Annotated in this window: 16 protein-coding genes and 2 pseudogenes; 5 read left to right on the forward strand and 13 right to left on the reverse strand. The window is 63.0% G+C overall.

Annotation, left to right across the window (positions count from 1 at the left end):
* Positions 1-157: 157 nt before the first annotated feature.
* The 4 genes from KHY18_RS01635 to KHY18_RS01650 all read right to left on the reverse strand — a co-directional run bounded on the left by KHY18_RS01635 (position 158) and on the right by KHY18_RS01650 (position 7,314).
* A complete protein-coding gene (locus tag KHY18_RS01635; protein WP_213293554.1) occupies positions 158-1,219 on the reverse strand; it encodes a PD-(D/E)XK motif protein in 1,062 nt (353 codons plus the stop codon).
* On the reverse strand, positions 1,216-3,489 hold the full coding sequence (locus KHY18_RS01640; RefSeq protein WP_249728835.1) for a Z1 domain-containing protein: 2,274 nt from the start codon (positions 3,487-3,489) through the stop codon (positions 1,216-1,218). The genes KHY18_RS01635 and KHY18_RS01640 overlap by 4 nt, the downstream gene beginning before the upstream one ends.
* Before the next feature lie 538 nt (positions 3,490-4,027).
* Positions 4,028-5,929: a GmrSD restriction endonuclease domain-containing protein gene (locus tag KHY18_RS01645; RefSeq protein ID WP_213293556.1), complete on the reverse strand. Its 1,902-nt coding sequence runs from the start codon at positions 5,927-5,929 to the stop codon at positions 4,028-4,030.
* Complete coding sequence (locus tag KHY18_RS01650; RefSeq protein ID WP_349630228.1) at positions 5,926-7,314, reverse strand: DNA cytosine methyltransferase; 1,389 nt, start codon at positions 7,312-7,314, stop codon at positions 5,926-5,928. Before KHY18_RS01650 ends, KHY18_RS01645 begins: the two co-directional genes overlap by 4 nt.
* A gap of 510 nt (positions 7,315-7,824) precedes the next feature.
* Here KHY18_RS01650 and KHY18_RS27390 point away from each other — a divergent pair.
* Positions 7,825-7,954: pseudogene (locus tag KHY18_RS27390) on the forward strand (IS3-like element ISBvi3 family transposase); the annotation flags it as partial.
* Between the two features lie 172 nt (positions 7,955-8,126).
* On the opposite strand, the pseudogene KHY18_RS01655 reads toward KHY18_RS27390, so the two are convergent.
* The 4 genes and pseudogenes from KHY18_RS01655 to lldP form a co-directional block, all read right to left on the reverse strand.
* Positions 8,127-8,345: pseudogene (locus KHY18_RS01655) on the reverse strand (transposase); the annotation flags it as partial.
* Positions 8,346-8,553: 208 nt separating this feature from the next.
* A complete protein-coding gene (lldD, locus tag KHY18_RS01660; RefSeq protein WP_213293558.1) occupies positions 8,554-9,699 on the reverse strand; it encodes an FMN-dependent L-lactate dehydrogenase LldD in 1,146 nt (381 codons plus the stop codon).
* Between the two features lie 55 nt (positions 9,700-9,754).
* Complete coding sequence (gene lldR, locus KHY18_RS01665; protein WP_213293560.1) at positions 9,755-10,513, reverse strand: transcriptional regulator LldR; 759 nt, start codon at positions 10,511-10,513, stop codon at positions 9,755-9,757.
* Between the two features lie 17 nt (positions 10,514-10,530).
* Positions 10,531-12,201: an L-lactate permease gene (gene lldP / locus KHY18_RS01670; RefSeq protein WP_213293562.1), complete on the reverse strand. Its 1,671-nt coding sequence runs from the start codon at positions 12,199-12,201 to the stop codon at positions 10,531-10,533.
* A 429-nt stretch (positions 12,202-12,630) separates the two neighbouring features.
* On the opposite strand from lldP, the gene KHY18_RS01675 reads away from it, so the two are divergent.
* Positions 12,631-12,960 carry a DHCW motif cupin fold protein gene (locus KHY18_RS01675; RefSeq protein ID WP_213293565.1) on the forward strand — a complete coding sequence of 110 codons (330 nt, stop codon included), beginning with the start codon at positions 12,631-12,633 and terminating at the stop codon, positions 12,958-12,960.
* A 40-nt stretch (positions 12,961-13,000) separates the two neighbouring features.
* Here KHY18_RS01675 and KHY18_RS01680 read toward each other — a convergent pair whose 3' ends face one another.
* The 3 genes from KHY18_RS01680 to KHY18_RS01690 form a co-directional block, all read right to left on the reverse strand.
* Positions 13,001-14,827, reverse strand: a complete 1,827-nt coding sequence (locus KHY18_RS01680; RefSeq protein ID WP_213293567.1) for a DUF4153 domain-containing protein — start codon at positions 14,825-14,827, stop codon at positions 13,001-13,003.
* A 63-nt stretch (positions 14,828-14,890) separates the two neighbouring features.
* Complete coding sequence (locus tag KHY18_RS01685) at positions 14,891-15,751, reverse strand: N-formylglutamate amidohydrolase (protein WP_213293569.1); 861 nt, start codon at positions 15,749-15,751, stop codon at positions 14,891-14,893.
* A 2-nt stretch (positions 15,752-15,753) separates the two neighbouring features.
* A complete protein-coding gene (locus KHY18_RS01690) occupies positions 15,754-16,746 on the reverse strand; it encodes a Bug family tripartite tricarboxylate transporter substrate binding protein (RefSeq protein WP_213293572.1) in 993 nt (330 codons plus the stop codon).
* A 113-nt stretch (positions 16,747-16,859) separates the two neighbouring features.
* Here KHY18_RS01690 and KHY18_RS01695 point away from each other — a divergent pair, with 113 nt between their 5' ends.
* Positions 16,860-17,819, forward strand: coding sequence for a LysR substrate-binding domain-containing protein (locus KHY18_RS01695; protein ID WP_213293574.1), 960 nt, complete (start codon positions 16,860-16,862; stop codon positions 17,817-17,819).
* Positions 17,820-17,972: 153 nt separating this feature from the next.
* Here KHY18_RS01695 and KHY18_RS01700 read toward each other — a convergent pair whose 3' ends face one another.
* Positions 17,973-18,590, reverse strand: coding sequence for a nitroreductase family protein (locus tag KHY18_RS01700; RefSeq protein ID WP_213293576.1), 618 nt, complete (start codon positions 18,588-18,590; stop codon positions 17,973-17,975).
* Between the two features lie 60 nt (positions 18,591-18,650).
* Positions 18,651-18,821 carry a hypothetical protein gene (locus KHY18_RS01705; RefSeq protein ID WP_213293578.1) on the reverse strand — a complete coding sequence of 57 codons (171 nt, stop codon included), beginning with the start codon at positions 18,819-18,821 and terminating at the stop codon, positions 18,651-18,653.
* Between the two features lie 370 nt (positions 18,822-19,191).
* Here KHY18_RS01705 and KHY18_RS01710 point away from each other — a divergent pair, with 370 nt between their 5' ends.
* Both KHY18_RS01710 and KHY18_RS01715 read left to right on the forward strand, forming a co-directional pair.
* Positions 19,192-20,700: an amidohydrolase family protein gene (locus tag KHY18_RS01710; RefSeq protein WP_213293580.1), complete on the forward strand. Its 1,509-nt coding sequence runs from the start codon at positions 19,192-19,194 to the stop codon at positions 20,698-20,700.
* 76 nt (positions 20,701-20,776) lie between these two features.
* A complete protein-coding gene (locus tag KHY18_RS01715) occupies positions 20,777-21,874 on the forward strand; it encodes an ABC transporter substrate-binding protein (RefSeq protein ID WP_213293582.1) in 1,098 nt (365 codons plus the stop codon).
* The last annotated feature ends 3 nt before the right edge of the window (positions 21,875-21,877 follow it).

The following is a 21,877-nucleotide window of genomic DNA, read 5'->3' on the forward strand; positions in this document are numbered from 1 at the left end:
GAGTCCTTTTGGCCAAGTGCACCGTGCTCTGATCGGGCTCTCCGGAGCCGCTCAACGGCTCTACGACCAGCGTCAGAGAAGCGTTGAGGGTTGTTGCCAAAGAGAGGTGGTAGGTGAGGGCACTAGAGTACCTCTCAACGCGTTGTGCAGAGCGTCCTTAACTGTGCAGGCCCAGGATTGCTTCCGCGACGCGTCGGGCTCCTGCGATGGGGTTGTTCAAGCTGATCGTCGCGGGAAGTTCCACGCGGAAGGTGAGCGACTGGACGTTTACATGCTGGTGGGCGACCACGTCATCGTGCCGCAGCACTTCGACGGCCGGGTCTGCCATGTCGTAACCCCGGACGAAGGTCACGCTAAACGGGGTCGCGAACGGAGCCTCGTTGGCCATCGTGGCATGCTCGTATCCAATACCCGACTCCGAGCCGTACATGGCTACGCGTTTAAGAAACTCGCCGACCAAGCCGCTAGCTCCGCTCGCGGTGAGTCGCGCCACGATGCTCTCCACCAGGGATGGGATCGACGAGGCAGGCACGTTGGGATCTGCCTGTCGCAGACCAATGCTTACGAGGAGCAGGCGCGATTCCCCGGGGCCGTCATCAGTGGCAGCGGCAGGCTCGATCTGGTGCACACCATGGACGGCGTGACTTGAGGTAGTGCGAGTTGTGGTCTTTATTTCGACGCCAGTGCCCTGCCACGTGAAATCCCTAGCGGATCGGCGCCAGCCATCCCAAGCCTGGACGAGCGGCGCTATGTGGACATCGTCTGCGCGGCGGCACAGAGCGTCGAGAAGGAGCAACTCCCCAACAAGTCCGAGGATGGCGTTCTCGGAGATCTCCAGACGCTTGATGGCGAGTTCGATCAAAGGCTCAGTGACGACGAATGCGCGCTCCAGATTTGCGTCAGCTTTCTCACGCAGTAATTCAGCGGCAATGAATGCACAGACCTGGTCGAAGTGTCCCAGAGCGGGTAAGAGAATTCGGTTCGCGCTCAGCGGCGGCTGGGTGTCACGGTGCCACGAGTGGTAGTGAATCGCAGACTTCACTGTGCTGGTCTGGGGCTTCAACTGGTCGCCTGCAAGGAACAGCTCCAAGTGCCCACGATTGCTCCGGGCGAGACCGACCACCTGTGCTTCGGTCAACCAGGTTATGGTTCGGTCATCTTCCGTGATACCCGCAGGGATGGCGTTGATCTGGTTGAGAACTTCTTCGTAGCTTGTCATGGAGAGCTCCTCGTGACGCTGGCCACTCCAGCACGGGTAGCGGAGAACTGCTCCGGACCTCCCGCAGGGAAGCAGACTCCAACTGCGACCGTGGGGTGCTGGTCATCCGGATGTTGATTGACGTAGAAGAGGATTTGACCGTCGGAGCCGCTGGGTCGCCACCCCGTGTGGTTGCTCGACGGCACGTCAGCGTGACGGTGGTAGTAGTCGAAGTAGACGTCGCCGCGATACTGGCCCGGGCCGGCGTTGGGGTCGCTCGCCCCCCAAGTCGTCTTGAGTTCGCCTCCGATCACCCTCTTGGTGGTGGCGCGTATGTTAAATGGGAGCAGTGCCAGCGAACCTTTGGACACGGTGGCACCATCTCCATAACGAATGCCGATCCAGAACCGCGGTCGCTCAACGTTCTTGCGCCTGAGGTCGGCGTAGGACCATAGATCGCCGGGGTGGCCGGTGACAAAAAGGCCTGTGATAGGCCGAGTGAGGCTAGCCGACCAGAGTCGAAGGTAGGCGGCGATGCCATAAGGGCAGGCACGCCGGGGCTGGTCTCCCTCACCATGCCTCACCGGCGGGTGGTAGAAAGGTGAATCCAGCAGTGGGGCAACAGCGTTTGCTCGGGCTTCGATACCGCTCCAGAAGTCCGCGTGGAACCCCTCGCTTCCCGGCCGGTAGTCGGCGAAAGAGAGGCGATCCAAGAGCTCGGCGGCATCGGTAAGTTCGAGTGGAACGTCTAGGATCCGGCCTCGCAGCACGTTGGCGACAGTGAGATCGCTGGACGGTCGGGCGAAGAGTTCCGCTACTAAATCGGCATTGGGATCCGGCTGTTGGCTGTCATTGATAACTGTTACGAAAGGGCGAGCCCCTGGAGACAGGGGACGGTTACCGACGCCCGCGATTTTTCCAGTGGCCTCGAAGTTGAAGCCCTGCAGGACGGCGGGTTCAGGGGCACCGCTCATCATGCGCTCGGTGATGGCGGTGCGAACCGCTTCGTCGACGTCGTGATAAGTACGGAAGAGGGAGAGTTGGTCGCTGGAGGCGAAGACGCGGCACAGTTCGATATAGGATCCGCGATACCCGAACCAGCGCTGCATCTGCATCTGAGTGTCGGCCAGTGGGTTGGCAGAAGAACGCTGGAACAACGCCGTGGTCATCCCTTCCAGCGTCAGTCCACGGGCCATTACGTTACCTGAGACGAAGATCGTGCTGATGTCGCGGGCGGCGCTCCACTTACCGGTTTCCGGGTCCTGGCTCGGCGCGTAGGCAGGACGGTCATCAGCGTTGGGGTCGCTATTGACCACGGCGACCCTGGTCCCCGGGATCACCTCGTCGATGAGCAGGGTTTCGATGGTCTGCCAGTCCGGGAAAACCGTCGGTGGCAGGACATCGAACTCGTCCTCGATTGCTCTGGCGGAGGCACGGTACTTGTCGAGCCATTGCGCCCATGGGGCTGGATCCGCCTGCAACTGGTCCACCAATGCCTGGGAAAGCCTAGCATCTCCCGCGTCGAGCATATCTCGAGCTGTCGCTCGATCCTGAATTCCCGCCCAGATCAGGACATCCTCAGCACCACGGAAATGGTGCTGGATTACCGCAGAAGGGTGATACAGCATCGAGTGCGGCGAAGCCACACTGGCAAAGGCTTCGTCTTTGGTGTCGAACTGCTTTGTGATCGCGGACGCTGGGCCGAGCCTGCCAGAGCGGTGCAGGCGGATGGCACCCGCTACCAGGAAAGCCCGGACGGCGTCGGCGAGGTCCTGTTGCACGGAGTTGGTGGTGGGCACGCACAGTTTGGCTGCCTCCGCGCGACGGTAGAAGACCTCACCGCCGGTATAGTAAGAACGGATCCCTGCCGCCTCGGGGTAGGTCGATGAGCGTGGGGCGTTGAGGTTGCCAGGGGCGCTTGTGTCTACTGGATGGCCGACGTCGAGCGGCGTGCGAAGAGAAAACAGGAAGTCTCGCGGCGCCAGGGGGTTGTGGCCCTCCTGAAGAAGGTTGGCTTGGGGTGTCGCTGTGTAGGCGATGTAGGTCGAGAACAGGTTGTCAGGGGAGCCTTGTGGCGGGTCCCAAAGGTTGGCAATTGCACGTGGGAGTTGCTTAAGGTTGCCATAAACCGGATCCTCGGAGACCTCGACAACCGCATCGAGGATCGAGCCATCATCAGCTTCGTCGTCGAGCACAAGCATATGCACGGGACGGTCTAGTTCGCTTGCCGCTCCAAAGATGTTTTTTCGCAGGCTTTCTCCAAGTGCCCGCAAGTGGTGCGTCTGCTTCATGGCGACCAAAACGATGGGGCGCCTCTGCGAAAGTCGCAGTTTTACGGTGGCTGGAACGAGGCCATAGATACGGTCCAAGGGTACGTTCGTCTCGGAGAGCGCGAGGGTCGCTGCGGGACAGATAATGCGCCTCGCCCGCTTCGTAGCATCGTCCAGTCCAGAGTCGAGTTGCTCTAGCACCCGGCCGTAGGTTTGTCGCCAGAGTGAAAGCCGAGTGCCTGCGAGCACGACTACGATGTCGACGCCTCGATCCATTGCCAGCGCAGAAGTGCCGAGCATCGAAGCCGTCTTGCCAGACTGGACTGAGCCCATGACCAGGCCCGTACGTGACCGACTTGCAGGCCAAGTCTGGGGGCTTGGCTCACCTGCCCCAAAGATGCCGCGTTCAAGAATGTAACGGCTGTCAGCCTCGACCGCCGCCCGGGCAGTAGAGCTCAAGCCTTGTAACTGATTGGCGTAGCGAGACCACCACGAATCGGTCGCCGACGCGGGAGGGTAGAAGTAGACGTGTTCGGTCAACGGCAATGCAACCACGGGCCTAACGTCCCTCTTCAGAAAGAATTGTGCCCATAAGAGACTCGTAGCCCGACGAGCCGAAGCGATCGCGGACAGCTTTAGAAGCCTCGCTCGGATCAAGCTTCAGAAGCGTAAGCACGCCCTTGGCAATTCGAGCAATGTAGTCCCACTGAGTCTTGGTCTGCGCGTTTTCGATCCGCCCCCAAGCGTCACTGCTCGTTGCGATCAAGATTTCGTTTGCGTTCTGATCGATCCGTTTCTCGACATCATTAGGGGACGCCGCGAGGGCGAACGCCACGCCGACCATGGAGCCGACGAGTTGAAGCTCTTGCCACTTGGCCCCCTTACCGCCGTCCATGAACTTCTCCGACCAGATCTCCGGGTGCCGAGCGTGGAGATCGAAGGCTTCGGTCAGCCATTTGAACAGGTCAGTAAGGTTCTTTCTGCTACGCAGCGGATCCTGTTTGTCGTCCTGAACCCTGGTCAAGAATTCGTCGATGTGCCGAGCGGTACTCTTGACCTTTTGGACCTTGGTGTCTAGCAGCAACACCGACAGGATCCAAGAGAGGATCTTGGTGCGGCGGTATCTGGCGCGCCCGATACCGTAGCCTTCGAAGGACGCCCCGATAGTTGTGAGCTTGGGAACCTTGGCCAACGATGGGGCAATGTCCGCCGCGTCAACGCGCGGGTCTGCATCGCCTGCCGCTACCAAGATCGCCGCGGTAAGTTCAATCTCGTGGAAGGCGGCGTTGCGAATCTCCTCGGCATTCAGGTGGACGCCTTGCTTGTTGTATAGCTTGAAAACGTCGTGGATCTGGCGCGGATCAGCCTGCGTGTAGCGGATCACCGGCACTTTGTAGGCGGTAGTCTTGGTGAACAGCTTTTCCACCGTCATCTCAGCACCTGCAACCTTGATGACATTTTTGAGGATCTGCGTGTAGTACTTGCCCTGTAGCGCCTCCAGGGCAGGGCCCTTTAGTCCACCACTATCGTTGTTACGTAACTTGAAGGGAAAAAAGTAGTCATTCTCTTTCTCAACCGTCAGGCTCTCTCGCTCCAGCGATTTCCACGCTGTCTTGAACTTCAGATAGTCCTCCTTAAAGTTCTTTAGCAGGTCTTGACCGGGATGACGTGAGTCTGCCGCCTGCACCCTTGCTAGAGCCGCTGGATGGCTGCCAACAAAGCGCAACAGCGCGGTTAGGCGCTGCTTGCCATCGACCACCTCTTGGGGATCGGACGGCCCGACCTCGCGCAAAATGATTGAGGGGAGCGGAATGCCTCTGAGCACCGATTCGATGAGAGCCTGCCGGTCGTTCGTAGTCCACACGTCGCCACGCTGGTAGGATGGCGTCAGGTTTAGATCCGACGTGGTGAGTTCGTTAATGGAGATTACATCGGCCGTTGCGGTGACAGGCTCCGTGCTGAGTTGGTCGGATACCGGTTCAGATTCCTCCCAGGCGCTCGCCCAATTACTCGTGGCAGAGGAGCGCGTTACTCCGTCGGACTCCCTCTCCTCTGCGAACGCCTTCTGCAGGCGCACCGCCAACTCAATGCGCTGGCTGAGGCGCTCCAGGGCGAGCGGCGTAAATTGGCTCGGGGACACCGAGGTATCAAGAGCCTCAGCGCTGTCAAGTTCGAGTCCGGAAACAAGCTTCGCAAGAAACGCATCGCGTCCATCATCGGTGAGCCCCTGAGGGAGGCCGAGATTGAGCCAATCCTGAACTTGGGCGAACTGTTGCATCCACGCGTCAGACGTCATGTCAACGTCGTCGCTTTGGATAGAGGAGGACGCTGCCCTGACTCCAGTTGGAGTGTCAGTTGCATCGGACAGAGTAGCAATCGCGTTGGCAATACTTTCCCACAGCGGAGTGCGCGGGTCTTCTTCGCCAAAGTCGTCGTCTTCGTGTTCGATGCCGTCGATCATGTAGTAGCTTTCAACAGTTTAGGGGCAGAGGTGTCGCTCAAGGTGGATCGGATGAACCTGTACAACAATCGTTCGGCGATCGCTTTGACGACGCGGGCGTTGACTGCGTTGCCCAGGGCCTTATACGCGTCGAGGTCGGACGCGGGCAACTGGATGCCGCCGAGACACTGAAGTTCAGCGCACTCGGCTGGAGTCATGTAGCGACGTTCACCGGTCAGGTTAGCACCGAGGATGGGCACTTGGGTCTGCGTGAAGGCTATGAGGCTTGGGGAGGTCGTGGGACGCTTAACCCGCAGCCCAGACGCACGGACCTGCAGCACGAAGTTGTCGATGTCGCGCTCTTCACCCTGTGCGTTCCACTCCATCTTCTGGAAGCTGGAGGGGAAATCTTGGGGGCGCCACCTTGCAAGCCAGGGATCAATCCAGGAGCGGTTGGCTTGGTAGAACTCACGGTTCTGCCTGATGAAAGTCCGCTTCCACTGTGGAAAATCGAAGTCGCCTGCACGGTTGGAATGGCTCGGTATCCTCGTGATTTGTTCGTCGACCGTGCCCTCGAGGGATTGGCCGAAGCTACCCTTGAAGCCCATCTGGCAAAGACCCAACAAAGGTCTGCGAGCCCAAATCCCTGGCGGAGTTTCGTCCTCGTAGGGGTAGGTCGCACCAAACTCCATCGCCCAGATTGGGAAGGAAGGCAGCTTCAACTCAGCCGGAGAGTGGCGAAGGAAGTCTCCCCACATGTCGATGGCTCGCAGCGTCTGTTCCGGGATGGCGCGGGTGGAAGGTACGTCGTGACGCAGTACACAGTGGATTTCGGTGGGATCCTTGTGCTTCGCCGGCCACTCGAAATGATCGAGCCCCTCGAGCGAACCCACGAAGTAGGCGCGGTCCCGCACCTGCGGAATGCCGAAATCGTGGGGAGAGAAGTGCTCGACGTCGACGGAGTAGCCAAGCTCTTCCAGCATGCGGATGATCGTGGCCTTGGTGCGGCCACCGTCGTGCTTGAGGATATTGGGCACGTTCTCCAAGATGAAGTGTCGCGGCCGCTTGACACGTAGGATCTCGTGAACCTTGAAGAAGAGATTGCCTTGGTTGGTGTCCTTGAAGCCCAGTTGATCTCCTGCTTTGGAGAACGGTTGGCACGGAAAACCAGCGGTAAGGACGTGGTGATCGGGCAGGTTACGGGCGATGATCTCGTCGCTGCTGAGGTCGTTAAGGTCACCCCAAGCGTCGATACCGAAGTTGACCTTGTAGAGGGCCTTCAGCTTGGGCTCCCGCTCAGCAGCGAACACGCCACGTCCACCCAACTCATTGAGGGCGACGTGGAAGCCACCCAGTCCAGCGAAGAGGTCGACAAAACGGAAGGCCTCACTAATAGTTCCTATCACTTCGGTCCTGTCTGTATCCGCCAGATCGGGCGGACTTTCTCATGGTTTGTTTAAAAGCTCGCATTGTGTCACTTCTTGCTGTGCGTGGAATCAAAGGGCCACAATGGCCACCTTAGTGAAAAGCCGCTGTACGGCTATAGAGCGGCTGCACTGGACTGGCGGCTCTCAGCCGAGGCCGTGTGGAAACGCATTTTTGCTGAGTTAGCTCTTACCACGCCAATACCCAGTCTTTGAACGGTGTCGCCTTAGTCTTGAATGTGACGGCACTCAAAGCGTTTGGAAGCCAATTTGTGCCGCTTTGCAGCTAAAAAATGAGCCACAAAGGCTTACGCCGGCATAGATCGCACCGCTTGCAGCAAGTTTTTCGTTCCCAAGATGCGTATCACACGTTTGAAGTTATAGGCCAGCACATGCAGGCTCATTTCAGTACCCACATGGGCCAATGTCTCGGACTTCCTCGATTTCACGAACAGCAACAAGTTGGTAATTTCAGCTGTATGGAGGATCGAGATGCAAGATAGCAAACTGCCCAGAAGGCAGTACACGGATGAATTCAAAGTTGAGGCGGCCAGGCTAGCCAACTCGATTGGAGGCCGTGAAGCATTGTCGCTTGGGCGCTCCGGTGGCTACCTTGGGCAACTGAAAGCGACGCGCAGTCGCTATAGGAACCGGAGTATCTGAAGTCGCTTCGGCTCTGGGGCAGTGCCTGTATGCCGTCCTGTGAGCGAGCTTGAGGCTGATAACAGTCGGCTGCGCCGGCTGGTGGCAGATGCGAAACAGAACTTAGAAATATTGCGAAAAGGAACCGCCTACAGTAAGTCGTTGACCAACGCCAGGATCTGTAGGGCCAGCTTGTGCTCTTCCACCAGCCGACGAAACCGAAGAATCGTCGTTTCGTCGGGAGCGGAGGTATTCCAGTTCAGTCCTTCAAACTCTCGGAACAGCAGCACATCGTGCAGCACCTCTTCCATTGCCGGATTGCTCAGCGTAAAACATTGCTGGATGAAATGCACCCGCAGCATGATCTCCACGGGTAACCAAACGCTGCGAGGCTGGATTAAATGCGCGGAAGTCGACGCCGGTGCACGTTAATGCATCACAACCAGCGAAAGCCCAACGTCAGGTAATGGCGGAAGCGCTCGTCGGTCCGCCAAGATTGGATGTCGGCAATTAGCCTGAAACGGCCGCTTTCCGATATGTAGAGCCTTCTGCCGCACCAACCGCGCAGACGCCGCACCATCAACCCTTCGCCTCCCGCACCAACAGATCCCCGGTGATGTCACTGACCCTGCTAACACTAGTCAACGTCATCGCCACCCGCATTTCCTTTTCCAGCAGTTCCAGCAGATGCTTGACGCCCGCCTCTCCAGCAGCTGCCAGCGCATAGATATACGCGCGGCCGATCATCGCTGCGTCGGCGCCCAGGGCGATGGTGCGGACCACGTCGAGGCCGTTGCGTATGCCGGAGTCGGCCAGGATCTTGATCTGGCCCTTGACCGCGTCGGCGATGGCCGGCAGGGCGCGCGCTGATGACAGCACGCCGTCGAGTTGGCGGCCGCCATGGTTGGAGACGATGATGCCGTCGGCGCCGAAGCGCACCGCGTCCTTGGCGTCCTCGGGGTCGAGGATGCCCTTGATGACCATCGGGCCCTTCCAGAACGCGCGAATCCATTCCAGGTCTTTCCACGAAATGGAGGCGTCGAAATTGGCGCCCAGCCAGCCCATGTAGTCCTGCAGTCCGGTGGGGCTGCCGCGATACGCCGAGATATTGCCCAGATCATGCGGTCTGCCCTGCAGGCCCACGTCCAGGGCCCAGCGGGGGTGCAGCACCGACTGCCAGTAGCGGCGCAGCGCGGCGTTCGGGCCGCTCATGCCCGAATGGGCGTCGCGGTAGCGCGCGCCGGGAACGGGCATGTCGACGGTGAAGACCAAGGTCGTGCAACCCGCGGCCTGGGCGCGCTCCAGCGCGTTGCGCATGAAGCCGCGGTCCTTGAGCACGTAGAGCTGGAACCACATGGGGCGCTTGATCTCGGGCGCCACCTCCTCGATGGGGCAGACCGAGACCGTCGACATGGTGAACGGAATGCCATGCGCATCGGCGGCGCGCGCGGCCTGGACTTCGCCGCGGCGGCGGTACATGCCCGTCAGCCCCACGGGCGACAGCGCGACGGGAATCGACAGCTTCTCGCCGAACAGCTCGATGCTGGTGTCGAGCCGGCTCATGTCCTTGAGCACGCGCTGGCGCAGGGCCACGGCGGCCAGGTCTTCGACATTGCGGCGCAGGGTCTGCTCGGCGTAGGCGCCGCCGTCGATGTAGTGGAAGAGAAAAGGCGGCAGGCGCTTTTGCGCGGCCGCGCGATAGTCGGCAGTCGAAGAGATGATCATGGTCAGGAAACTTTCATGTCAGTGGTTCATGGCGCTGCGCATGAAACCGGCAGCCTCAGGCCAGATCGGAAGGCGGCAGCCGCATGGAGCGCTCGCGCCGGGCCTGGTCTTCGTCGAGGTGCTGAAGGGTGGTGCGCACATGCTCCAGGTGTTCGCCTATGCATTCACGCGCACGCTGCGGATCGCCGTCAAGAATGGCCTGCATCAGGCCCTGGTGCTGCTGGGTCAGCTGCTGCACGGTGTGCGGGGCGCTGAGCCGGAACATGGCGTGGCGGTTGTGCGCCACCGTCGACAGCACGACGTTGAACAGGCTCTGCATCACCTGGACCAGCACGAGATTGTGCGAGGCCTCGGCGATGGCGAGATGGAATTGCGCGTCGGCCCGCGCCGCGAGTTCGGAGTGGCCGTCCTGCTGGTGCTGGACCATCACGTCGAAGCAGCGCTTTATATGCACCTTGTCTTCGGGCGTGGCGCGCTGGGCGGCGAGCCATGCGGTGCTGGACTCCAGCGCGTGGCGCGCCTCGAGCACGTCGTAGCGGTATTGCTGGTCGGCATTGATCAGGTGCGCCAGAGGCACCATCGCGTCCTGCAGCCACTCGGCGGGCGCGTTCGATTGCACGTAGGTGCCGTCGCCGCGCCGCGTGGAGAGCACGCCCTGGCTGGTCAGCTTCTGTATGGCCTCGCGCACCGAGGTGCGCGACACGCCCAGTTCGGCGGCCAGCAGCCGTTCCGCGGGCAGCCTTTGGCCGGGCTGCACTCCGCGGGCCTGCACCAGGGCAAGCAGTTTCTCGACGACATGATCTACAAGGCGCATTTAGGACGTTTCGGTTTTCAGTGGCCTGGAATCATCCACGTAAACACATAGGCTTGCAGCGTGGTGATCACTCCAATGAAAGTCGCGAAGATCAGGCTGTGCTTGACCGTGAAGCGGAACAGGTCAGACTCGCGCCCGGCCAGGCCTACCGCGGCGCAGGCAATGGCGATCGACTGGGGCGAGATCATCTTGCCGGTCACGCCGCCCGTGGTGTTGGCCGCGACGGTGAGCACGGGCGGCAAGCCCAGCTGCTGCGCGGTCGTGGCCTGCAGCGCGGCGAACAGCGCGTTGGCCGACGTGTCGGAGCCCGTGAGGAACACGCCTATCCAGCCCAGGAAAGGCGAGAAGAACGTGAACGCCTGACCCGTGTGCGCCAGGGCCAGCGCCAGCGTGGCCGACAAGCCCGAGTAGTTGGCGATGAACGCAAAGGCCAGCACCATGCCGATGGAGTAGATCGGCACCGCGAGTTCCTTCAGCGTCTCGCCCAGCGTGGCCACGGCCTTGGCCGGCGACAGGCGCGTGAAGACGATGTTGATCAGCGCCGCGATCAGGATGGCCGTGCCCGTGGCCAGCAGCCAGTTGAACGTGTAGGTCGCGCCATAGGGCGTGGCGGCCGCAACGACGGGCGGAGTCTTCTCGACCAGGTTGTGCAGGAACGGCACGGGAATGTTGATGACCGACGAAGCCAGCGCGCCGCCGGTGGCAAAAAGGGCCTTGAAGGGCTTGATGCTCCAGATCGTCACCATCAGCGTGAGGATGAGAAATGGCGACCAGGCCTTGACGATGGCACCCGCGGTCAACGACTTGCCAACGACCGCAGGCGCCGGCGTAACGGCATTGCCCGCTTCGGTCTCGAAACGGAAAATGCGCTTGGGCTGCCAGACCTTGAGGAAGGCCGTCAGCGCCACCAGCGAGACGATGGCCGAAGTGATGTCGGGCAGCTCGGGGCCGATGTAGTTCGCCGTGAGGAACTGCACCACCGCGAACGAACCGCCACCGACCAGCACCGCGGGCCAGGTTTCCTTGACACCGCGCCAGCCGTCCATGATGGCCATCAGCCAGAACAGCACGATCACGGTCATCAGCGGCAGCTGGCGGCCGGCCATCTGGCTGATCGCGAAAGTGTCCACGCCAGAAACCTGGCCGGCGACGATGATGGGAATGCCCATGGCGCCGAAGGCCACGGGCGCCGTGTTGGCGATCAGGCACAGCCCGGCCGCATACAGCGGCTTGAAGCCCATGCCCACCAGCAGCGCAGCGGTGATCGCCACGGGCGCGCCAAAGCCGGCAGCGCCTTCAAGGAAGGCGCCGAAGCAAAAGCCCACCAGGATCAGCTGCAGCCGCTGGTCGGGCGTGACCGCCAGGATGGAGGAGCGGATGACGTCGAACTGCCCCGTCTTGACCGAGATCTTGTAGAGGAACACCGCCGCCACGATGATCCAGGCAATGGGCCACAGACCATAGAAGAAGCCATACACGGCCGACGCCAGCGCGGCGCTGACCGGCATCTTGTAGAACAGCAGCGCCACACCCATGGCCAGCGCCACGGTGCCGGTGCCGGCCTGGTAGCCCTTGAGCCTGAACTTCGTCAGCGCGAGAAAGAAAAAGATGATGGGAATGAGCGCAATCAGCGCTGAAATCCAGATGTTCCCGGCAGGGTCGTAGTTCTGTTGCCAGATGGTTTGCATGGCGGTATCTCTCGGTTCATTGAAAGGGCGCAGTCGGCCCTGCTTCCTGTGCCCAGTCAGGGTCCCCAGTCGGGTCTGACGGAACAAAGGGCGCTGTTTGCTTTTCTCAGTGGTTTTAGTTAGTTCGATTAATTGGTTGGACCAATAAACCAGAAAACACAACCACCCTCGTAAGATGTGCGATCTTTGAGGTTTTTGCCGCATTTATTCATAGGGAAAACACCTAACTGGAGCCTCATCGAGCCATTTTCTTTAATTGGTACGACCAATTCAAAAAGGCTTTCGTTTGACCTCACACCAATCGGCCGCGCTCCGTAGGCACCCAGCGCCAAGCCGAGTCCGCCCCGATCTACACTTTGCGAAACGTCCATCCGCGGCCAGATTCCAGCACCCGCAGCTCCGCATGGACCCCATAGACCAGGACCCCTCATGAAAATGGAAAACATCCCCTTCGGCACCACCAACTGGGCCGAAGTCCCCCGCACCGAGCACTCGGCCGAAGCGGGTCAGGCGTTCTGGCAGACGCAGAACTTTGGCGGCATCCGGGTGCGCATGGTCGAGTACACGGCGGGCTATGTGTCGGACCACTGGTGCACCAAGGGCCATGTGCTGCTGTGCCTGGAAGGCGAGATGGAGACCGAGCTCGAAGACGGCCGCAAGTTCACGCTGAAGGCCGGCATGAGCTACCAGGTGGCCGACAACGCCGAGCCGCACCGTTCGCGCTCGGTGGGCGGGGCCAAGTTGTTCATCGTCGATTGAACCGGGCGCGCATGCCTGCGCGCCTGATGCTTAGCCTGATTCAGTCGGGCAGCTGCAGCCGCCCCGAGAACGGCGGCGAATTGCCCTGCGCATTTTGATGAGGCAGTTGCCAGTCGGGCCAGCGCGGGCGTTCGGTGGTGATTCGGCCTTCACGCAACAGATCGCCTGTCAGGCGGTTTTCCTCGGCGGTGAAAGTATTTTTCCAGACTACGGTGCCCTGGTCCTGCCATTGGCCCTGCGCATCGCGCGCGCTGAGGCGGCAGCGGCGGTTGCCGCGGTCTTCGAGACTGCACAGCAGGTGATCGGTCTGCTGGTCCTGGTCCCAGTCGCCAGACAGCAGCACGCAGTCGGCGCCGGACAACAGACATCCCAGGGCCCAGGGTTCTTCCTGCGTCTGCAGTTGCCACCAGTCCCACCAATCCGGCTGCGGTCGCGCCATGCCCGCGGGGGTCTTGATGCGCTGCTGGGCCGCGGCCAGGTCGAAATTCTCACGGGGTTCCGAGGCTGTGGAGGGACGCGTGCGCGTGGAAGCGCGCGCCACCTCGAGCCGCTGGCGTGCCTCGCCAGCCTGGAAGCCGGGGTCGCTGGCCAGCGCGTCAAGCGCGGCAAGGCCGTAGGGGCCGTGGCCCCACTTCAGATCGGTCAGGCGCTCCAGGCTGGCCTGCGACGGGTCGGCACGCAGGCGCTCGCGTTGGCTGCCGGCGCTGATGCGCTGGCCGTCGAGCAAAGGCGTCTGCAGCGCCAGCAGCAAGGCCAGCACCAGCAGCGACAGCGCCTGGTTGACGGGCGCGAGCCACTGCAGCCAGGGGCGCGCAGCGCCCTGGCGCACGCTGTGCACGGCGGCGCAGGCATAGCCCAGCGCATAGAGCCACAGCACGCCCGCGGCAGCCGCGGCCCAGACGCGCTCCAGCGTCCAGCCGTACTGCCGCACGCGCAGGCCTATGGCCACGCAGGCCAGGGTGGCGAGCACGGGCATGGCGATCAGGCTGGCATCGACCAGCCAGCGCAGCACGCGTGGATACGGCGCCCGGGCTGCCGCGCCGTCCTGGTAGACCGCATTCACGACCCAGGTCTGCAAGATCAGTACGCCCATCAGCAGTGCGGCGGCAAAGCGCGTAGCCCACAGGCCTTCGACGCCCGTGAACACCAGCGCCAGAACGAAGAACACCAGCACCCAGGCCAGCAGCGGCAGCAGCAGGCGCCCCAGCGCGAGCAGCGTCTGGCGCATCACCTGTATGGGCCGCTGCTGCGTGCGCGCCAGCCACAGGCCCAGGCCCGAAAGAAGGCCGGTCACCACGAACACGAACCACTGCGCGGAGAACAGCGTCACAAAGAAATCGACCTTGACCAGCGCGAACAAGCCGGCCCAGAGCCACAGCACGCCCCACACCAGCTGCACGCACAGCGCGGCCAGCGCCAGCACCAGCGCGTTGTTCCAGGCCTGCACGAACAGCGCGGCATAGGGCACGCGCCAGCGGCCATGGGCCATGAAGGCCTGGAACCAGGGCAAGGCGACGAACCACCACAGCGACAGGGCGACGCACAGACAGACGAAGACGCGGCTGTCTTGCTCGGGCGCATGGCGCAGGCCCCAGATCGTCCAGCCCGCCATCACACCCACCACCGCGGCCATCACGGCGCCGCCGGCCCATAGCCGCGCGTCACGCCAGCGCGTGACCGTCATCGCCATGAACAGCGGCGGCAGCAGGATCAGCAGCAGCGCCAGGGCCTGCCAGTCCTTGTCCAGCCCCGAATGCACCAGAGCCAGCGCCAGCAGGCCTTGCAGCAGGCCCATGCAAAGCAATCCATTGCGCACCGCCGTCAGCGGTCTGTCCGGAGAAGCCAGGGGGAGCGAGGAAGTAGACATGGCGCGCAGTTTAGCGGCAGGCCATGTCGTCGGGCCCCGGCTGGCGCCAGGGCCTCGGCGCGATCAGGCCAGCGCCGTATGCGCCTCGAAGTACGCGGCCATGGTCTTGAGCAGACCCGTGATGTCGTTGCGCACCACGTCGAAGTTGGCGTTGCGTTCGCGCGAGTCTTCGTCCATGTAGATGGGGCGGCGGATCTCGATCTGCATGCTGTGGCGCTGCAGCGCGGGCTGGCCGATCTTGGCGATCAGCTGCACGCCCTTGTAGGGATCGTTGCGCGCCACGGTGTAGCCGCAGCCGCGCAGGTATTCCTCGACCAGCGCGACGAATGCGGGCTCGCAGGTCGTACCGTCGCGGTCGCCGAGAACGAAGTCGGCCAGCGGCTTGTCGCTCTTGATCTGCAGGCGCTCGTAGGCGTTGTTGGGCATCGAGTGCAGGTTCAGATGCCACACCGCGCCAAAGCGCTCATGGGTGCTGGCAACAGCCGCGGCCAGGGCCGCGTGATAGGGCTGGTAGCAGCGCGCGATGCGCTGCTGCACTTCGGCCACCGTCAGCAGGCGGTCGTAGATGGGCGTGTTCTTGACGGTGCGCCACATCAGGCCCGAGCCCAGGCGCGTCTTCTCGCTGGGGTTCAAGGGCGTGGGCCAGGCAGCGTCCAGCAGCGTCGGGTCTATGTCGTCGAGCGTGCGGTTCAGATCGAGATAGCTGCGCGGGAACAGCGCCTCGACCAGGGTCGCGCCCAGCTTGGGAGCTTCGCCCCAGAGCGCTTCGACATGGGTGTCTTCGGCGGCGCGCAGCAGCGCGCGCGGCACGGCGTGGCCGAAGTCTTCGGGGTATAGAACGCCGCTGTGCGGCGAGTCGCAGACCAGCGGAATGGCCGCGCCTTCGGGCGCGTGCTGCAGGAACATGGGAGAGCTGTCTTGCATTCTTACTCCACCGAAATCTTCGCCACCTTGGCGACGTTCTTGTAGCGCTGCACGGCCTGTTCGATCTGTGTCTTGAACTGCGCCGAAGTGCCGGGAATCAGCGTGGCGCCGGCCTCTTCCATCTTGTTGATGAAGTCGGGTTCCTTCATCGCCGTGTGGATCGCCTGGTTGAGCTTCTTGATGATGGCCGGTGGCGTGCCCGCGGGAGCGACGACACCGAACCAGCCGCCATTGCCCATCTGCGGAAAGCCCAGCTCGCCATAGGTGGGCACGTCGGGCAGCGCAGGCGAGCGCTTGTCCGAAAGCACGGCCAGCGCATGCAGGCGGCCGGCCTTGATGTGCGGCAGCGCCGAAGGCAGGTTGTCGGTGATCGCATCGACCTGGCCCGCGATCGCGTCGTTGAGCGCCATGCCCGAGCCCTTGTAGGGCACGTGCAGCAGCTTGATCTTGGCCATGCTCGAGAAGTACTCGACATTGGAGTGGCCCAGCGATCCTGTGCCCGGCGAGGCAAAGGTGATCTTGCCCGGCTCGCTCTTGGCGAGCGCGAGGAAGTCGGCCATGTTCTTGGCCGGGAACTTGCCTGTGACGGCCAGCACGCTGGGCACCGTCGCCACATTGCTCACGGGAACGAAGTCCTTGATCGGGTCGTACTTGAGGCGGCTGCCGTAGGCCGCGACGTTGGAGCCATGCGTGCTCATGGTGGCCATGCCCAGCGTATAGCCGTCGGGTTTCGATTTGGCGACCATGTCCATGCCCAGCGAGCCGCCCGCGCCCGCGCGGTTCTCGATGACGATCGCCTGGCCCAGCACGCGCGCCGCGTATTCGCCGATCAGGCGCGCCGCCAGATCGGTCGAGCCGCTGGCCGCGAACGGCACGATGAGCTTGATGGGCCGATCGGGATACTCGGCGTGGGCAGCGCCCGCGCCCAGGGTGGCGAAAGCGACAAGCGTCAGGGCGACGCAGCGGCGGGTGGGGAGGAAGGTGGGCGTGGTCATGGTTGGCAAGTGTGCGACGGGAGCCACGCGCTGCAAAACGACAAATTGGCAATGAGCATGACTGTTGTGCATACTCGCAAGCACTCATGCACCACCGTTGACGCCACTGCCCCATGCGAATGCACTCGCCCTCGATGTCCGAACTCCATGCCTTCGCCACGGCCGTGAGGCTGGGAAGCTTTTCCCGCGCCGCGGCCGAACTCTGCGTGACCCAGAGCGCCGTGAGCCGGGCCGTCGCGCGGCTGGAGCTGCACTACGGCATGCCGCTGATCAAGCGCAACGCGCATGCGCTGTCGCTCACGCCCGTGGGGCGCGAACTGCTCGATGCGGTGCGCGAACCGCTGGCCGCTATCGAGGACGTGAGCGCGCGGCTGCGCGTGGCCCCCGCCGACCGCCCGCTGCATCTGGCGGTGGTGCCCACTTTTGCCAGCGTGTGGCTGATACCGCGGCTGCGCGGCTTCCAGGACCTGCACCCCGGCATCAAGCTCAACTTCGTGCCCTACAGCAAAGGCGAAGACTTCTCGGGCACGGTGCCCGACGCGGCCGTGCTCACCGGCCTGGGTCCCGAGGAATGGCCGCAGTGCAGCGCCGACTACGTGATAGGCCGCGAGATGGTGCCCATCTGCCACCCCGAGCGCCTTCGGCAGCGGCTGGCGCAAGGCCTGTGGCGGCGCCCGGCCGATCTCGCGTCCGAGCCCTTGCTGTATCACACGACCGCGCCCGGCAACTGGACGCAATGGCTGCGCGCCGCGCATGCGGGCCGCTGCGCGCCCAATCTCACGACGGCGTTCGATCAGGTGTCGATGCTGATCCAGGCCGTGATCGCCGATATGGGCATTGCGCTGGTGCAGCGCTGCCTGGTGAAGGACGCGCTGCAATCGGGTGCCGTGGTGGTGCCGTTCGATCTGCCGATCGCGCTGCAGCGCGGCTATTTCCTCTGCACGCCGCAAGACCGCCGGCCGCGGCCGGGGTTTGCGGAGTTTCGGCGCTGGTTGCTCGACGCAGCCGCGGCAGACATCCAGTCAATGGGCATCGCGGGCGCGGCTTCCAACGGCCAAGGCCTCAGCCCATGAGCCAGGCATCGGGCGGCGGGCTTTCGGCGAGCCGCAGCACATGGATCAGCGCTTCCCGCATCAGGCAATGCGTCCGAGGCGGCTGCGCCGCGCAGGATGGCATCGAGCTCCCCCTCCAGCAGCTGCGCCCAGGTGTGCGGCACCTGGCCTGGATCAGGCGAAGTCAAGTACCTGCTCCAGCGGCCGGCGTGGCTTCTGGGGCCAGTTCTGCGGCAATGCCGTGCCCACCGCGACCAGCAGCGCCGGCACTTCGTTGGGAGCGAGCGCGAATTCGCGCGCCACGGCTTCGGCGTCGAAACCTATCATCGGCGCCGAACCCCAGCCCATGGCCTGGGCGGCGTGCATCAGCGTGCTCGCGCCGAAAGTTGCCGTACGCACGGCTTCGTCGCGCTGCCGCTGGGGCTGCTCGAAATACAGCGACTTCGCCGCGCCTTCCCACCCCGGCACCATGGCTTCGGGCATGAAACCAGCGTCCACCGACGGTGCGAGTCGGTCGGGTAGCACACTGTGGTCGGCGAGCAGGCCGCAGACAATGAACGTCACGGCGGCATCGGTGACCTTGGCCTGGTCCCAGGCGACCTTGCGCAGGCGTTGCTTGGCTTCGGGCGTGCGCACCGCGATGAAGCGCCAGTTCTGCAGATTGAACGAAGTCGGAGCCTTGGTCGCGAGACGGATCAGGTCCTGGATCTGCGCGTCGCTGATCACTTGCGCGGCATCGAACAGGTTGGTGGTGCGACGCGCTTCGATCGCGCCGAGAACGGGATGTGACATGGGTTCTTTCAAGGAAAAATTCGGGCGCGGGGACGGGTCAGCCGCAGCCGGTACTTTGATTCATTTGTCCGCAATTGATAACCCGGACAAAATGAAAATGACTTTTCGACAATCTCGAAAAATAAACGGCGCCGTTTCCAGCCCTGTCACCCCAACATCCGCATCAGCCTGCTGCTCTCCGACTGCAATCTCGAACTGCTCAATGAACAGATCGATCTGGCGCCGCGCCACGGGCCATTGCCCGAATCCAGCATGCGCAAACTGGCAGCGAGCGCGTCCAATCCGTTCCGGCGGCCCGTCCTAGTGCCCTGAGCGCAGGCCGTTCATCCTTCGACGCGGCCGGCGAGGCAGGCTCAGGACGAACGGGGGTGAGGCCCGCTGTTTCTTGCTCGCGCCTGACAAACCCCACCCCAAAGAGCCGCTGCGCCATTCCCATCAGAACCTCCAAAAACCGCATATCCATCCAATAAAAACAACAGCTTGCCTTTGCCGAACCAAGGCGACCCCAGCAAAAACCAGATATCCAATTCTTCTTTTCTTAGTTCCTTGCAAGCCCATGTCTTCTTAACCTTCGTCAACCACTGCATGAAGGATTGACGCCATGACGAGAAGACTTTCGAGCAAGGAATCATCGCGCTCCGCCGCCGTCAAATCGCGGCTTGATTTCCCGGTGATAGACACCGATGTGCATGTCAACGACTACACGCCCGCGCTGGAAGATTACGTGCAGCACTACGGCGGCAGCGCGCTGGTCGATGCGCTGCGCAAGTCGCTGGGCGGGCGCTTTGCCACGCGGTCGGCGGGCGGCAAGGACTGGTACCAGCAGACCCCCGAAGAACGCCAGCACCACCGCACGCTGCGTGCCCCGTGGTGGGCGCGCGTGACGCGCAATACGCTCGATCTCGCCACATACACGCTGCCCGATCTGCTGGCCGAGCGCCTCGAAGAACAGGGCGCCGATTACTCGGTGCTGTTTCCCAACGACGTGCTCGCGCCGGCCGCGGCTTCGGACGAGTTTCGCCAGCCGCTGCACCGCGCGATCAATCACTTTCATGCCGACCAGTACCGCAAGCACGCGCACCGGCTCACGCCCGTCGCGGGCATTCCGCTGAACACGCCGCAGGAAGGTATCGAGGAACTCGAATTCGCAGTCAAGACGCTGGGCCTCAAGGTCATCAACATCGCGGGCGGCGTGCGCCGGCCCATTCCCGCGATCGCCGCCAAGTACCCCAAGGCCGAGCACCCCGACGTGGCGCGGCATGCGAGCTACACCGACTTCTACGGCATCGACAGCCCGCACGACTACGACCCGTTCTGGGCCAAGGTGGTGGAGCTGGGCGTGCCCGTCACCACGCATTACGGCAGCCAGGGCTGGACCGGCCGCCAGTCGATCAGCAACTACATGTTCAATCACATCGGCCACTTCGCCGATGGCTCGCAGGCGTTCGCGAAAGCGCTGTTCTTCGGCGGCGTGACGCGGCGCTTTCCGGGCCTGCGCGTGGCGCTGCTCGAAGGCGGCGCCGACTGGGGCTCGCATGTCTACACGCACCTGGTCGACCGCTTCGAGAAGCGCAATCGCCAGGCTGTGCAGAACTACAACCCGGCCCATGCCGACATCGAACTGCTGGCCGGGCTGTTCGAGCAATACGGCGCCGAACTCACCAAGGGCAAGCCGGTGAACAAGGAAACGCTGCTGCGCGACAGCCTGGGCATCTCGGCGCTGCCGCACAGCCGCGAGCCCGAAGGCGACGAGCTCGATGACTTCCTCGCCGCGGGCATAGAAAGCGCCGAAGACATTCGCGAGCGCTGGGTCAAGCCCTTCTACTTTGGCGCCGAAGCCGACGACCGCACGGTGGCCGCGGCGTTCAACACCACAGTGAACCCGCTGGGCACCAAGATCAATGCGATCTGGTCTTCGGACATAGGCCACTGGGACGTTCCCGACCTGACCGAGCCGCTGGCCGAAAGCTGGGATCTGGTGGAGCAAGGCGTGATCAGCGCCGACGACTTCCGCGCGCTGGTGTTCGAGAACCCGTACCGGTTCTACACCGAGGCCAACCCCAACTTCTTCGCCGGCACCGACATCGCCGACAAGCTCGCCAAGCGCTGAGCAGCGCCCCTTCTTCTTCGCTTTTTTCTGGCGCCACGCGTGGCGCCCGGCACTTCTTTTGTCCAAAGGAATCGAGATGACCTACGCCTTCACCTTCAGCCGACGCGCCACCTTGCTGGCCCTGGGCCTGTTCTTCGGCGCCACGGCCCAGGCCGCACCGCCGCAGACGATTCGCATCGGCGTGGCCACCGCGGGCGGCGGCGAGCCCGTGACCTGGGGCGGATCGCCGGGCGGCGTGCTGCGCGCCAATCAGGCGCTCGAAGAGGCGTTCAAGGCCGACGGCATCACCGTCGAATGGCTGTTCTTCAAGGGCGCGGGGCCGGCCGTGAACGAAGCGCTGTCGAACAAGCAGATCGACTTCGCCTACCAGGGCGATCTGCCCTCTATCGTGGGCCGCGCCAACGGTCTCAAGACCAAGCTGCTGCTGGCCAGCGGCGCGCGCAACAACCTCTATGTGGTGACGCCGCCGCAGTCCGACATCAAGGGCCTGCAGGATCTCAAGGGCCGCAAGGTCTCGCTGTTCCGCGGCACCAACGGGCATCTGGTGGCGATCAATGCGCTGGAGGGCGTGGGCCTGGCCGAGCGCGATCTGAAGGCTGTCAACCTCGACACCGGCAGCGCGCAGGCGGCGCTGGTGTCCAGCGGCGTCGATGCGGCGTTCGGCGGCTATGAATGGTTCAAGGTGCGCGACAGCGGCCTGGCCAAGGTGATCTATTCGACCCAGGGCAAGGACCCGGCGCTCACGCGCCAGGCCTCGCTGCTGGTGCGCGAGGACTTCGAGAAGGAGCATCCGGCCCAGGTGCAGAAGGTGGTCGATCAGTTCGTGCGCGCCGCGAACTGGTCTTCCGACGAGAAGAACCGCGCCGAACTGTTCGAGATCTGGGCGCGCAGCGGCACGCCCAAGGCCTCGTGGGAAGCCGAATTCGACAAGCAGGAACTGGCGCTGCGCAATTCGCCGCTGCTCGATGAATTCATCGTCGGCCGCTACAAGGCCGTGGCCAGCGACGCGCTCAAGCTCAAGCTGATACGCCGCGCGATCACCGTCGACGGCTGGTTCGAACCGCGCTATCTGCAGACCGCGCTCAAGCAGCAAGGCCTTGAAAAGCGCTGGCAGACATTCGACGCCAAGGGCGTGGCCAAAGCGGCCGCAGGCACTCCGGTAGCGCAGCGCTGATCA

The sequence above is a fragment of the Acidovorax sp. CCYZU-2555 genome (genome assembly GCF_018413525.1).
Classification (GTDB): Bacteria; Pseudomonadota; Gammaproteobacteria; order Burkholderiales; family Burkholderiaceae_C; genus Comamonas.

Coding starts and splice junctions, on each gene's coding strand:
- KHY18_RS01635 (WP_213293554.1), bottom strand. CDS start 1,219: ATGACAAGCTACGAAGAAGTTCTCAACCAGATCAACGCCATCCCTGCG.
- KHY18_RS01640 (WP_249728835.1), bottom strand. CDS start 3,489: ATGAAGCAGACGCACCACTTGCGGGCACTTGGAGAAAGCCTGCGAAAA.
- KHY18_RS01645 (WP_213293556.1), bottom strand. CDS start 5,929: ATGATCGACGGCATCGAACACGAAGACGACGACTTTGGCGAAGAAGAC.
- lldD (WP_213293558.1), bottom strand. CDS start 9,699: ATGATCATCTCTTCGACTGCCGACTATCGCGCGGCCGCGCAAAAGCGC.
- lldR (WP_213293560.1), bottom strand. CDS start 10,513: ATGCGCCTTGTAGATCATGTCGTCGAGAAACTGCTTGCCCTGGTGCAG.
- lldP (WP_213293562.1), bottom strand. CDS start 12,201: ATGCAAACCATCTGGCAACAGAACTACGACCCTGCCGGGAACATCTGG.
- KHY18_RS01675 (WP_213293565.1), top strand. CDS start 12,631: ATGAAAATGGAAAACATCCCCTTCGGCACCACCAACTGGGCCGAAGTC.
- KHY18_RS01680 (WP_213293567.1), bottom strand. CDS start 14,827: ATGTCTACTTCCTCGCTCCCCCTGGCTTCTCCGGACAGACCGCTGACG.
- KHY18_RS01685 (WP_213293569.1), bottom strand. CDS start 15,751: ATGCAAGACAGCTCTCCCATGTTCCTGCAGCACGCGCCCGAAGGCGCG.
- KHY18_RS01690 (WP_213293572.1), bottom strand. CDS start 16,746: ATGACCACGCCCACCTTCCTCCCCACCCGCCGCTGCGTCGCCCTGACG.
- KHY18_RS01695 (WP_213293574.1), top strand. CDS start 16,860: ATGCGAATGCACTCGCCCTCGATGTCCGAACTCCATGCCTTCGCCACG.
- KHY18_RS01700 (WP_213293576.1), bottom strand. CDS start 18,590: ATGTCACATCCCGTTCTCGGCGCGATCGAAGCGCGTCGCACCACCAAC.
- KHY18_RS01710 (WP_213293580.1), top strand. CDS start 19,192: ATGACGAGAAGACTTTCGAGCAAGGAATCATCGCGCTCCGCCGCCGTC.
- KHY18_RS01715 (WP_213293582.1), top strand. CDS start 20,777: ATGACCTACGCCTTCACCTTCAGCCGACGCGCCACCTTGCTGGCCCTG.